Origin of the sequence: Arthrobacter sp. H14 (genome assembly GCF_000520495.1) — a bacterium.
Lineage (GTDB): Bacteria > Actinomycetota > Actinomycetes > Actinomycetales > Micrococcaceae > Arthrobacter_C.
The window spans coordinates 17,350-29,669 of the sequence record NZ_KI914640.1; the positions used below are offsets into that span (position 1 = coordinate 17,350).

General features: G+C 63.5%; 11 protein-coding genes and 3 pseudogenes. 13 read left to right on the forward strand and 1 reads right to left on the reverse strand.

The genetic code is table 11. The features are described 5' to 3' along the window. The 10 genes and pseudogenes from Y707_RS32680 to Y707_RS0106315 form a co-directional block, all read left to right on the forward strand. Window positions 1-363: pseudogene (locus tag Y707_RS32680) on the forward strand (transcriptional regulator); the annotation flags it as partial. Window positions 364-516: 153 nt separating this feature from the next. Next, entirely contained in the window at window positions 517-2,040 is a 1,524-nt protein-coding gene (gene exaC, locus Y707_RS0106280) for an acetaldehyde dehydrogenase ExaC (RefSeq protein ID WP_026534442.1), read from the forward strand. Beyond that, a complete protein-coding gene (locus Y707_RS0106285) occupies window positions 2,041-2,457 on the forward strand; it encodes a DUF779 domain-containing protein (RefSeq protein WP_026534443.1) in 417 nt (138 codons plus the stop codon). Window positions 2,458-2,571: 114 nt separating this feature from the next. Continuing rightward, entirely contained in the window at window positions 2,572-3,225 is a 654-nt protein-coding gene (locus tag Y707_RS0106290; protein ID WP_026534444.1) for a TetR family transcriptional regulator, read from the forward strand. Window positions 3,226-3,261: 36 nt separating this feature from the next. Then, window positions 3,262-5,796 carry an MMPL family transporter gene (locus tag Y707_RS0106295; protein WP_026534445.1) on the forward strand — a complete coding sequence of 845 codons (2,535 nt, stop codon included), beginning with the start codon at window positions 3,262-3,264 and terminating at the stop codon, window positions 5,794-5,796. Window positions 5,797-5,924: 128 nt separating this feature from the next. Beyond that, window positions 5,925-6,095 (forward strand): annotated as a pseudogene (locus tag Y707_RS32685) (transcriptional repressor); the annotation flags it as partial. 12 nt (window positions 6,096-6,107) lie between these two features. Continuing rightward, window positions 6,108-6,392 (forward strand): annotated as a pseudogene (locus Y707_RS32690) (MMPL family transporter); the annotation flags it as partial. An 86-nt stretch (window positions 6,393-6,478) separates the two neighbouring features. Next, the gene (locus Y707_RS0106305; RefSeq protein WP_026534447.1) at window positions 6,479-6,904 is read left to right on the forward strand and encodes a Fur family transcriptional regulator; all 426 of its coding nucleotides are present in this window, start codon (window positions 6,479-6,481) and stop codon (window positions 6,902-6,904) included. 36 nt (window positions 6,905-6,940) lie between these two features. Further along, window positions 6,941-8,437 (forward strand): catalase, encoded by a 1,497-nt coding sequence (locus Y707_RS0106310; protein ID WP_026534448.1) that lies wholly within the window; start codon window positions 6,941-6,943, stop codon window positions 8,435-8,437. 129 nt (window positions 8,438-8,566) lie between these two features. Beyond that, the gene (locus Y707_RS0106315; RefSeq protein ID WP_026534449.1) at window positions 8,567-8,947 is read left to right on the forward strand and encodes an ankyrin repeat domain-containing protein; all 381 of its coding nucleotides are present in this window, start codon (window positions 8,567-8,569) and stop codon (window positions 8,945-8,947) included. Between the two features lie 10 nt (window positions 8,948-8,957). Here Y707_RS0106315 and Y707_RS0106320 read toward each other — a convergent pair whose 3' ends face one another. Further along, on the reverse strand, window positions 8,958-9,701 hold the full coding sequence (locus Y707_RS0106320) for an MBL fold metallo-hydrolase (protein ID WP_026534450.1): 744 nt from the start codon (window positions 9,699-9,701) through the stop codon (window positions 8,958-8,960). A gap of 125 nt (window positions 9,702-9,826) precedes the next feature. Here Y707_RS0106320 and Y707_RS0106325 point away from each other — a divergent pair, with 125 nt between their 5' ends. From Y707_RS0106325 to Y707_RS23980, 3 genes are all read left to right on the forward strand, one after another. Further along, entirely contained in the window at window positions 9,827-10,573 is a 747-nt protein-coding gene (locus tag Y707_RS0106325; protein WP_026534451.1) for an alpha/beta fold hydrolase, read from the forward strand. Then, entirely contained in the window at window positions 10,567-11,292 is a 726-nt protein-coding gene (locus tag Y707_RS23975; protein WP_051441714.1) for an esterase/lipase family protein, read from the forward strand. The genes Y707_RS0106325 and Y707_RS23975 overlap by 7 nt, the downstream gene beginning before the upstream one ends. A gap of 66 nt (window positions 11,293-11,358) precedes the next feature. Further along, the coding region (locus Y707_RS23980) for an MFS transporter (RefSeq protein ID WP_035780604.1) at window positions 11,359-12,320 on the forward strand (962 nt) is incomplete at its 3' end.

The window sequence follows — 12,320 nt, forward strand, 5'->3', positions numbered from 1 at the left end:
GCCGTTCCGGAATCCCGCCCGTACCGGCTGCGCACACCATTGGTGGTGGACGCCCGGCAGGTGCTGAATTACCTGCACCGGGGATCGCACCGGATGGCCCTGCAGATCTACCGTGGCCCGCTCATTCCGCGCTCGGATGCGCCGGCCATAGTGGAGCTGCGCCGCGAGATCAGTGCCGCGCTCCGGGAGGCGGTTCTCAACGACGCCGGCCCTGATGCGTTGATGGAGTATGCCCAGCTCCCGGAGGCGGCGGACGACGTCGTCGTGTGGGAAACGTGCCTGAAGCTTCTGTCGCCGCGCTCGCCAAAGCGGGCCGCCGTCGTCGCACATCTGGAAAGGATTGATGCCGAACTCCGGGCTTGAGCCGCTCCGCCTTTGAACTCCGGACCCGAATGATTCTGCCGCTGAACTGCTGTGCAGCCGTCCGGTGACTGGTGGCTTGCAACCTGGATGCAACCTTTGGGTCCCTAAGCTCAAGAGCGTGGACGATGACGTCACTAACCAGGAGGAAACGTAATGACCGTTTATGCACAACCAGGCCGGGATGGATCCAAGATCACGTTCAAGCCGCGTTACGAGAACTGGATCGGCGGCGAATGGGTAGCGCCGGTCGGTGGCGAATACTTTGAGAATGTCTCGCCGGTGACCGGCAAGACTTTCACCGAGGTGGCCCGCAGCCAGGCGGCGGATATCGATTTGGCGCTCGATGCCGCGCACAAGGCGGCGCCGTCCTGGGGCAAGACGCCGGTGGCCGAGCGCGCACGGGTCCTGAACAAGATTGCCGACCGGATCGAAGAAAACCTGGAGATGCTCGCCGTCGCCGAAACCTGGGACAATGGCAAACCGATCCGTGAGTGCCTTGCGGCGGACCTGCCCCTCGCGGCAGACCATTACCGGTACTTCGCCGGTGCCATCCGCGCCCAGGAGGGCGGCCTGTCGCAGATCGACGACGACACGACGGCGTACCACTTCCACGAGCCGCTCGGCGTCGTCGGGCAGATCATTCCGTGGAACTTCCCGATCCTGATGGCCACGTGGAAGCTGGCTCCGGCGCTGGCGGCCGGCAACACCGTGGTGCTCAAGCCGGCCGAGCAGACGCCGGTGTCGCTGTTGGTGCTGATGGAGCTGATCAGCGATCTGCTCCCGGCCGGCGTGCTGAACGTGGTCAATGGGTTTGGTGTGGAGGCGGGCAAGCCGCTCGCTTCCTCGAAGCGGATCCGCAAGATCGCCTTCACCGGTGAAACCACCACCGGCCGGCTGATCATGCAGTACGCCAGCCAGAACCTGATTCCGGTGACACTGGAACTCGGCGGCAAGAGCCCGAATCTCTTCTTCGCCGACATTGCCGAAGCCAACGACAACTTCTACGACAAGGCACTGGAAGGTTTCGCGCTCTTCGCCTTCAATCAGGGTGAAGTCTGCACCTGCCCGTCGCGTGCGTTGGTGCAGGAGTCGATGTACGACAAATTTATGGCGGACGCAATTGCCCGGACGGAGAAGATTATCCAGGGGAATCCGCTGGACACCGACACTCAGGTCGGCGCACAGGCATCGAATGACCAGTTGGAGAAGATCCTCTCCTATATGGATATCGGCAAGCAGGAAGGGGCGAAGATCCTCACCGGCGGCGAGCGTGCCATCCTGGACGGCGACCTGTCCGAGGGTTTCTACGTCCAGCCGACCATTTTCGAGGGCCAGAACAGCATGCGGATCTTCCAGGAGGAGATCTTCGGTCCGGTGCTGGCGGTGACGAAATTCAGCGACTACGCGGATGCGCTGCACATCGCCAACGACACCCTCTATGGTTTGGGTGCCGGCGTCTGGTCGCGGAATGGAAATGTCGCCTACCGTGCGGGCCGCGACATCCAGGCCGGCCGGGTCTGGGTGAACAACTATCACGCCTATCCGGCGCATGCGGCCTTTGGCGGCTACAAGTCCTCCGGCATCGGCCGGGAGAACCACCAGATGATGCTCGAGCACTACCAGCAGACCAAGAACCTGCTGGTCAGCTACTCGGAAAACAAGCAGGGATTCTTCTAAATGACCCTTGAGGCAACGGCGGCCATCCCGGGGGAGGATTTCTCCCGGGTGGCCCTGACCGAAGAAGCGGTTCAGCTGCTCCGGCAGTTGTGGAAGCGGCACGGCCCGTTGATGTTCCACCAATCCGGTGGTTGCTGCGACGGGTCCTCGCCGATGTGCTATCCGGCGGGTGAATTGCTGACCGGAGACTCGGATGTCCTGCTGGGCAATTTTGATATCGGGAACGACGACGGATCGCCCGGTGACGGGGACGGCACCGGCATGCCGATTGAGTTCTGGATGTCGCGCGAGCAGTTTGCCTACTGGAGCCATACCCACCTGACGGTCGACGTCGTCGACGGCCGCGGCGCGGGGTTCTCGCTTGAGGCGCCGGAAGGCAGGCGTTTCCTGATTCGTTCACGGTTGTTTGATATGTAACCCGGAGGTTTGGAAGCCACTGTTGGTTGACGAAGGGAGCGCCTATGGCGGCGTCGTGAATATCACAAGGCTATTAGTTGCGCGGAGTGCAAACTTGCACTTAGTGTAACTCGTATGTCCGTTTCTTATACCGACGACCCTGAAGGTGCCGTCCCGGAAGCCGGGGCGGCACCTTCCCGTCGTGAATTGAACAAACAGGCCACCCGGAGTGCGATAGCGGAGTCGGCCATGAAGCTGGTCCGCAGCAAGGGCCCGGGCAATTTCACCGCAGATGAAGTTGCCGCCGACGCCGGTGTTTCCCGCCGGACGTTCTTCAACTACTTTCCCAGTCCCGAATCAGCGCTCGCCGTCCATATCGAGGACTTCCTGGACAAAGTCCTGCCGCATTTTCATGCCCGCCCTGCAGGGGAGCCGCTGGTGGAGTCCATGCTGCAGGCGCTGACGGCCCTGGCCGATCCCGCGAACCTCGAGCGGACGGCGGAACTGTTCGAATTGGCCGAAGAGAATCCGCAAATGCAACGGTTCCAGCTCGAAGCCTGGACGCATGCCGAGCGGAAAGTCGTCGCCGCCATCGAGGAGCGGCTCGACGGGGAAGCGGACGCGCTCTACGTGGCTTCCCTGGTCGGCTCGGTTTTTGCCAGCGCGCGCGCAGCTTTGTCCGAATGGCTGCAGCGCACCGGCGGCGATTTAGGCCCGGCATCGCTTGAATCCCTGCGGCAATTGCTCATTGATGCGCTCGGCTACCTCCGCAACGGGTTCAGCTCCTAAACGACATTCCACGTTCCACCTGCAAGAAAGATACTGATGGCTTCCGTGCTCTACAGACTCGGCAAATTCTGCTACCGGAACCGGCGTTGGGTGATTGCCGTGTGGGTTGCCGCGGTCCTCGCCGTCGGCGGCGCCGCAGCGGCATTCTCCGGGACGCTGACCAACAGCTTCAGTATTCCCGGAACCGAATCCCAGCGCGTATTGAACCAGCTGGAAAAGGAACTGCCCGAGGCTACCGGCGGCAGCGGCAGCATCGTATTCGACGCCGGTGATGAGCCTTTCAGCGCGGAACAGAAGGATGCCATCAAGGAGGCGCTCACCGGACTCGGCAGCGCTTCCGGTGTCGAATCCGTCGTCAAGCCGTTCGAAACCGAACAGCAGTTGAAGGACGCCGGCTCAGAAATCGCCGAGGGGCAGGACCGGATCGAACAGGCCAAGGCCGAGCTGGAAGCCGGTGCGGAGCAACTGCAAGCAGCGCAGGCGGAGCTCGATGCGGCGAAGGAACAGCTGCAGGCCGCGGCCGCGGCGGGAATTCCGGGCGCTGCACAGCAACTCACCCAACTCGAAGAGTCCCAGGCGCAGCTCGACGCCAAGGCGGCAGAGCTGGAAGCCGGCCGGGAGGAAATCGCCGCCAATGAGGCGGAACTGGCCGAAGGGCAGGAGCAACTCGAACTGTCCAGCGGCATCCACTTCGTGTCCGACGACGGTTCGGTAGCGGTTGCCCGGGTCCAGTTCGACAAGGAGATCAACGCGGTCAGCGCCGAAACCCGGCAGCAGGTCCAGGACGTCGTCAACGCTGCCAAGGCCTCAGGTGTGCAGGTCGACTACAGCAAGGAAATCGTCCAGGACATCTCGGAGATTTTCGGAGCTGCCGAGATCATCGGCGTGGCGATGGCCGCCGTCGTGCTCCTGGTCATGCTGGGGACATTCGTGGCTGCGGGGCTTCCACTGCTGATGGCCGTGACCGGTGTGGCGGTGGGCGTGGGCGGGACGTTTGCGCTGAGCGGGGTGATCGAGATGAGCTCGGTTTCGCCGATGCTGGCGCTGATGCTGGGTCTCGCCGTCGGGATTGACTACTCTCTGTTCATCGTCAACCGGCACCGGACGCAACTGCTGCACGGCATGCCGATGGGCGAATCGATCGGGCGGGCCACCGGAACGGCCGGCAACGCGGTCCTCTTCGCCGGCCTGACCGTGGTGATTGCCCTGGCCGCGCTGTCGGTTACCGGCATCCCGTTCCTTGCCGTCATGGGACTCGCCGGCGCCGCCACCGTTGCGGTCGCCGTCGTCGTCGCCCTGACCCTGACGTCGGCACTGCTGGGCACGATCGGCAACCGGCTGATCTCGAAGCGCGTCTGGGCCAAGGCCGGATCGGGCGGCACCGAGCACGAGGATCAAGCCGAGGCCGAGCGGATCGACTCCGGCCGGGGCTGGGGCGGCTTCGTCACGAAGCACCCGATCGTGATGCTCATCGTCAGCATCCTGGCGCTCGGCGCGGTGGCGCTGCCGGCGATGGACCTGCGCGTGGGATTGCCCGACGGCGGTGCGGAGCCGGCAGACTCGACGGCCTACGCGGCGTACACGAGTCTTGGCCAGGCCTTCGGCGAGGGCATCAATGGTCCGCTGCTCGTGGTCGGTGAAATGCCGTCCGGGCTCAGTGACGAGGAGGCTGAAGAGTCGCGTTTCGATGTGGTCCGCGAGCTCCGGAGGGTTGACAACGTCGCCGCTGCAGTTCCGGCAGGAGCCAGCCAGGACGGCGACACTGCGATCTTCCAGGTCATTCCCACCGATGGTCCCTCCGACCAATCCACCGAGGAACTCGTCCACGAACTCCGGGATTCGGCAGGGGAAATCAGCGCTGCCACCGGCGTCGAAATCGGTGTCACCGGGCAGACTGCCGTGAATATCGATGTCTCGCAGAAGCTCCTGGACGCGTTGCCGCTGTACCTGGGCCTCGTCGTCGGACTGTCCCTGATCCTGCTGTTGTTGGTATTCCGCTCGATCGTGGTGCCGCTGCTGGCCACCGCCGGGTTCCTGCTGTCGCTGGCGGCGAGCTTCGGCGCTGTGGTGGCCATTTACCAGTGGGGCTGGCTGGGGGAGATCTTCGGGGTGCACAATCCGGGGCCGGTGCTCAGCTTCCTGCCCATCATCATGATTGGGGTGCTCTTCGGGTTGGCGATGGACTACCAGGTGTTCCTGGTATCGGGGATGCGCGAGGCGTATATCCATGGCGAGCCGGCGAGGCATGCCGTCCGGAGCGGATTCAGCCACGGGGCGAGGGTGGTGACAGCGGCGGCGATCATCATGACGTCGGTGTTCGCCGGGTTCGTCTTCTCGCACTTGACGATGGTCCGGCCGATTGGCTTCGGGCTGGCGTTCGGTGTGCTGCTGGATGCGTTCGTGGTGCGGATGGTGATTGTGCCGGCCGCCATGCACCTGCTCGGCAAGTCGGCTTGGTGGCTGCCGCGTTGGCTGGACCGGCTGCTCCCGGACGTGGATGTGGAAGGTTCCAAGCTGGCCGAAGAAGCGCCTGCCGGACAAGCATCGGAACTTGCCGTACAACACCACTGAACGGTGGCCCGGCCAGCGTAGGCCGGTACCAGTCACCGCGGGACACTTAACTTGAATAGTTCCAGAAAACCTGTTTGGCTTATGCCATGACGACCACTGATGCTGAGGCACTCCTGAGGGCGGTACCCATGCGGGTAACCCGCCCGAGGATAGCCGTGCTGACGATGGTCGCGGACAATCCCCATTCGGATGCCGACACCATCGTGTCGACTGTCCGGCGCGACCTGGGGTCGGTGTCGATCCAGGGCGTCTATGACGTCCTGCACGCACTCACCGATGCAGGACTCTTGCGCCGCATCGAGCCGGCGGGTTCAGCGGCGGCGATCATCATGACGTCGGTGTTCGCCGGGTTCGTCTTCTCGCACTTGACGATGGTCCGGCCGATTGGCTTCGGGCTGGCGTTCGGTGTGCTGCTGGATGCGTTCGTGGTGCGGATGGTGATTGTGCCGGCCGCCATGCACCTGCTCGGCAAGTCGGCTTGGTGGCTGCCGCGTTGGCTGGACCGGCTGCTCCCGGACGTGGATGTGGAAGGTTCCAAGCTGGCCGAAGAAGCGCCTGCCGGACAAGCATCGGAACTTGCCGTACAACACCACTGAACGGTGGCCCGGCCAGCGTAGGCCGGTACCAGTCACCGCGGGACACTTAACTTGAATAGTTCCAGAAAACCTGTTTGGCTTATGCCATGACGACCACTGATGCTGAGGCACTCCTGAGGGCGGTACCCATGCGGGTAACCCGCCCGAGGATAGCCGTGCTGACGATGGTCGCGGACAATCCCCATTCGGATGCCGACACCATCGTGTCGACTGTCCGGCGCGACCTGGGGTCGGTGTCGATCCAGGGCGTCTATGACGTCCTGCACGCACTCACCGATGCAGGACTCTTGCGCCGCATCGAGCCGGCGGGTTCACCCGCCCGGTTCGAGACCCGCGTCGGGGATAACCATCACCACCTGGTGTGTCGCACGTGCGGCGCCATCACCGACGTGGAATGCGCGGTGGGCAAGGCGCCCTGCCTCGATACTGCGGTCCCATCCGGGTTCGCAGTTGAGCAGGCCGAAGTGACATTCTGGGGCACCTGCCCAGGATGTCTTGCGAACGACAATTAGGCACAACGATATGAATGACCATCCAAGGAGCGAGTTTTGCCCGAAAACAATCAGCAACCTTTGACGACGGCGTCCGGCGCGCCGGTTCCCGATAACCAGAACTCCATGACTGCCGGTCCGCGCGGCCCGATGCTGCTGCAGGATCTGTGGTTCCTGGAGAAGCTCGCCCACTTCGATCGTGAAGTTATTCCGGAGCGGCGTATGCACGCCAAAGGCTCGGGCGCATTCGGAACCTTCACGGTGACCAATGACATCAGCCAGTACACCGGCGCCAAGATTTTCTCGGAAGTCGGCAAGAAGACAGACATGTTCGCCCGCTTCTCCACTGTGGCCGGTGAGCGCGGCGCGGCCGACGCCGAACGCGACATCCGCGGCTTCGCGCTGAAGTTCTACACCGAAGAGGGCAACTGGGACCTGGTTGGAAACAACACCCCGGTGTTCTTCTTCCGTGACCCGTTGAAGTTCCCTGACCTCAACCACGCCGTGAAGCGCGATCCGCGCACCAACATGCGCGACGCCGAGAACAACTGGGACTTCTGGACCAACCTTCCCGAGGCGCTGCTCCAGGTCACCATCGTAATGTCCGACCGCGGCATTCCAGCTTCCTACCGTCACATGCACGGTTTCGGTTCGCACACCTACAGCCTGATCAACGCCGAGGGCGAGCGGTTCTGGGTCAAGTTCCACCACCGCACGCAGCAGGGCATCAAGAACCTCACCGATGAAGAGGCGGCCAAGCTCGTGGGTGATGACCGCGAGTCGCACCAGCGCGATCTCTTCGATTCGATTGAGAACGGTGACTTCCCCAAGTGGAAGCTCATGGTCCAGATCATGCCCGAAGCCGACGCCGAAAGCTACCGCTACCATCCTTTCGACTTGACCAAGGTCTGGTCCAAGAAGGACTACCCGCTGATCGAGGTCGGCGAATGGGAGCTGAACCGCAACGCCGAAAACTATTTCGCCGACGTCGAGCAGGCTGCCTTTGCACCCTCCAACCTGGTTCCGGGCATCAGCTACTCGCCGGACAAGATGCTGCAGGGCCGGCTGTTCTCCTACGGTGACGCACAGCGCTACCGGCTCGGTGTGAACCACCACCAGATTCCGGTCAACGCGCCGATCAACCGGGTTAATTCCTACCACCGCGACGGCGCCATGCGGGTGGACGGCAACCAGGGTGCGACGCCGGGCATTGAGCCGAACTCGTACGGCCGCTGGCAGGAGCAGCCCTCCTACCGCGAGCCGGCACAGGGTATCGGTTCCACCGCCGACCGGTTCAACTACCGCGAGGACGATGCCAACTACTTCGAGCAGCCCGGCATCCTCTTCCGCGAAAAGATGACCGCCGAGCAGCAGCAGGTACTCTTCGAAAACACGGCCCGCGCCATCGACGGGGCCTCAGAGGCCACCGTTGAGCGCCATATCGCCAACTGCACCAAGGCCGACCCGGCCTACGGCGAAGGCGTCCGCAAGGCTATCGAGGCACTGCAGGCCGGCAAGATCTCCGCCACGGACGTGAACTCGGATTCTGTCTGATTCGAACCTGAAGGATCCGGCACAGGTGGTCCGCCGGTAATGGACCGCAAGGACCGGCGTGGTGCAGTTATGCTGCGCCACGCCGGTCTATGCGTGGTACCACTGAAGCAATCAGAAGGACTGACATATATGAGCGACGGATTGACACCGGAGCAAACCGAACGGGTGGTGGCGGTCGCCATGGATTTCGCCCGGGAAGGCAGCACCGGCGAATTAGCCGAGTTCATCGAGCACGGGTTGCCTGTGAACACGACTGACGAGGCCGGTAATACCCTGCTCATGCTCGCTGCTTACCACGGGCATGCAGCCACGGTCCGTGCCTTGCTCGGTCTTGGAGCTGACCCGGACGTTCGCAACGACCGTGACCAGGCACCTATCGCCGGGGCGCTGTTCAAGGGAGCGGACGACGTGGTGACTGTGTTGAGGGACGCCGGTGCGGATCTCGATGCTGGAACGCCGACCGCGCGGGCGGCAGCAACCATGTTCGGCCGGGAGCATTTACTGCACTGAGTTTTCAGCGTCAGCTGGGACCGTTCGATTTCGCCATCCGCACGGCCGCTTCAGCCCCTCCCGTCCAAGGATCGCCATGTCCGGGCAGCAGCGTCGAGGCGCCCGTAGCCGCGATCAGGTCCAGTGATTCCAGCGCGGCTTTGCTGTCCTCGGTGGCCGCGCCCGCCACGATATGCGGCCCGCGCTTGCCGGTGTAGGGATTCAGGGTCACCAGCGCGTCCCCGCAAATAACGGCGTCGCGCTCCGGGAAGTGCAGGATGGCATGCCCGGCGGTGTGGCCGGGAGTATGGATGATTTCCGGATTACCCGGCAGGTAATCGGCCTTGCCCATGTCCAGGTACCGCATGTCGTCCAATCCCTTTACCTGCAGCGCACCCGCTTTGGCCATGGCGAACAGCATCGGAACGGCCTTCGGGTAGCGAATAGGGTACATGAAGCGTGGCTTTTCGTGTTTGTAGCGGTACGGGTGTGCGGCGATGAAGGCATCCGAGCGGTGCACCAGGACCGGGACGTTGTATTCGGCCTGTACCTTCGCGGCCACGCCCAAGTGGTCAAAGTGCGCGTGGGTAAGCGCTAAATGGCTGACATGGCCGTCATCGGCGCCAATCTCCGAAAGGGCGGACTTCAGCTCCGGCCAAATGGCGGGCAGACCGGAATCGATAATCGCCACCTTGTCGCCGTCTTCGACAAGGTACACATTCACGTAGGCGTTCTCGATGCGGTGGATCCCATCGGCAACATTTTTGGTAAACATCTGCAAACTCCGTCCCGGACACTCTGATGGCTCGAGTCGTGCCCGTGGAAGGATCGTGATCGGCCGCGGGCCAGCGGACTATATGGTAAGTGTACTGAGTGATCACCGGTGCGGACAGGAGGAGCGTGACGGAATTCGCGAAACGAACCGTCGAGGTGGAGGGCATCCGCTTCAATCTCCGCTCCGGCGGGCATGGCGGACTGCGCTTCCTGCTGGTGCACGGCATCGGCGTCTCGCACCGCTACTTCCTGCCGCTGGCCCGTGAACTGGCGCAGTACGCCTCCGTATCGGTGGTCGATCTTCCAGGTTTCGGCGGCACGCCCAAGCCGGAGCACAGTCTAGGAATCGGTGACTTCGCCCGGCTCACGCTGGCGGCCCTGGAGATGGACGACGACGGCGGCCCGGCAGTCGTCGTCGGGCATTCGATGGGGACGCAGATCGCCATTGAAATGGCGCGGCAGCAACCTGCGGCGGTTGCCGGCGTCGTGCTGCTGGGGCCGACGACGGATCGCGCCGCCCGGAATACGCCGGCACAGGGCTGGCGGCTGCTGAAGGATGTTCTCCGCGAACCGTTCACATCCAACGTGGTGGTGTTTACCGACTACCTGCGCTGCGGCCCCGTCTGGTACGCCAAGATCCTGCCGGCGATGCTCAATTACGAGACCGAGAACCGGATCCGGGAAATCGAAACACCGCTGGTCGTCGCGCGTGGGGAACACGATCCGGTCGCGCCACGGGCATGGGTGCACCAGCTGGCCGGCCTGAGCCGGAATGGGCGGGCCATCGAGATTGCCGGCAAACCCCATGTGGTGATGTTTATCCACCCGGAAGCCGTCGCACAGTTGTGCCTGGAGGTGGCGGCGCGATGCTGAAAACAGGTCCGCGCCGCCGGATCTCCGGCCTCTTCCACCGTGGCTGGTCCTGGTTCCTCGACTACGTCTACGTGGCCTTCTGGCAGGTCCACGGCTTCCTGTTCCGCACCGATGCCGCCCGCTACCTGCAGGACGTGGATCCCCGTTGCCGCCCGGTGCTGCTGCTGCCAGGAATCTATGAGCGCTGGCAGTTCATGCACCCGATCGCCGAGCGCCTCCACGACCGCGGCCATCCGGTCCACGTAGTGGATGGGCTCGGCTACAACCGCGGATCGGTCGCCAAAATGGCGGGCCTGGTCCAGGACTATCTGGCACTGCATGACCTGCAGGACGTATATATCGTCGCGCACAGCAAGGGTGGACTTATCGGCAAATACGTGATGTCCGACGACGACGACGGCGGCCGGGTCACCGGGATGGCCGCCATCAATACCCCCTTCTCCGGCTCCGTGTACGCGCGGTTCTTCCTGTTGCCGAGCATCCGCGCCTTCGCTCCCTCGAACAAGATCCTCCGCACATTGGCAGGAAATCAAGGTGTGAACAGCCGGATCACCTCCATCTTCAGCGCCTGGGATCCGCACATTCCGGGAGGCAGCCACCTCCCCGGAGCCACCAATATCGAGCTGGAGTCGCACGGCCACTTCCGGACCCTTGCCGATCCTGGACTGCTGGCCGCCGTCGAACATGCGGTCCAGACGCCGCCGTCGAACACGCCATGAAGGCGGCACCAGCGGGGGAGCCGGGGGTCACCAGCGCCTGAACGGGAACGCGTCTAGAATCATCTGGTGCCCAGACTCCTCGCCGACCTCACTCCGCTGAAGGAGAGCCCCGAATTCCGGCGGCTGTGGACAGGCACCGCACTGTCCGCGATCGGAACGCAGCTGACGCTTGTGGCAGTCAGCCTGCAGGTTTACGAACTGACCGGGTCGAGCCTCTACGTCGGACTGCTCGGCCTTGTCGGGCTGCTGCCGCTCGTTGTGGCCGGTCTCTACGGCGGATCCATCGTCGACGCCTACGACCGTCGAAAGGTGGCGCTTGCCTCCGCCGCGGTGCTCTGGGTCAGCACGATGGGCATCGCCGCGCAGGCCTGGCTGGGGTTGGACAGCATTTGGATCCTGTATGGACTCATTGCCCTGCACAGTGGCGCCGCCGGGATTAACCAACCGGCCCGCAGCGCCATCATCCCGCGGCTGGTCCGCCCGGAATTACTGCCCTCCGCCAACGCACTGACCATGATCACCTTCGCGGTCGGGATGACGATTGGTCCGCTGGTGGCCGGCTTGCTGGTGGCGCAGATCGGCTACGGCTGGACTTATACGTTCGACGTCGTCACGTTCACCGCCGCGCTGTGGGCCCTGCTCAAACTCCCATCGATGCCGCCCGAAGGCCACATCCAGAAGGCTGGTCTCCGGTCGGTGCTGGAGGGATTCCGCTTCCTGTCCACCCGTCCGAATATCAGGATGACGTTCCTGGTGGATCTGGCAGCGATGGTGCTGGCCCAGCCGCGGGCGTTGCTTCCGGCCATTGGCGCTGTGCTGATTGGTGGCGGCGAACTGACGGCGGGAATTCTGCTCGCGGCGATGGCACTGGGCGCTACGTTGGCGGGCGTCTTTTCCGGACCCCTTGGCGGCATCCGCCGGCAAGGCAACGCAGTCGTATGGTCCATCACTTCGTGGGGATTATCCGTGTCCGCGTTCGGCATCGTAGTGGTCCTTGCCGGCCGCAGCGAGCACATCGGTGTCAGCGT

Excerpts from the sequence above, each read along its gene's own strand:
- Y707_RS0106295 (WP_026534445.1), top strand. The coding sequence starts at position 3,262 with ATGGCTTCCGTGCTCTACAGACTCGGCAAATTCTGCTACCGGAACCGG.
- Y707_RS0106290 (WP_026534444.1), top strand. The coding sequence starts at position 2,572 with ATGTCCGTTTCTTATACCGACGACCCTGAAGGTGCCGTCCCGGAAGCC.
- Y707_RS23975 (WP_051441714.1), top strand. The coding sequence starts at position 10,567 with ATGCTGAAAACAGGTCCGCGCCGCCGGATCTCCGGCCTCTTCCACCGT.
- Y707_RS0106305 (WP_026534447.1), top strand. The coding sequence starts at position 6,479 with ATGACGACCACTGATGCTGAGGCACTCCTGAGGGCGGTACCCATGCGG.
- Y707_RS0106285 (WP_026534443.1), top strand. The coding sequence starts at position 2,041 with ATGACCCTTGAGGCAACGGCGGCCATCCCGGGGGAGGATTTCTCCCGG.
- exaC (WP_026534442.1), top strand. The coding sequence starts at position 517 with ATGACCGTTTATGCACAACCAGGCCGGGATGGATCCAAGATCACGTTC.
- Y707_RS0106315 (WP_026534449.1), top strand. The coding sequence starts at position 8,567 with ATGAGCGACGGATTGACACCGGAGCAAACCGAACGGGTGGTGGCGGTC.
- Y707_RS0106320 (WP_026534450.1), bottom strand. The coding sequence starts at position 9,701 with ATGTTTACCAAAAATGTTGCCGATGGGATCCACCGCATCGAGAACGCC.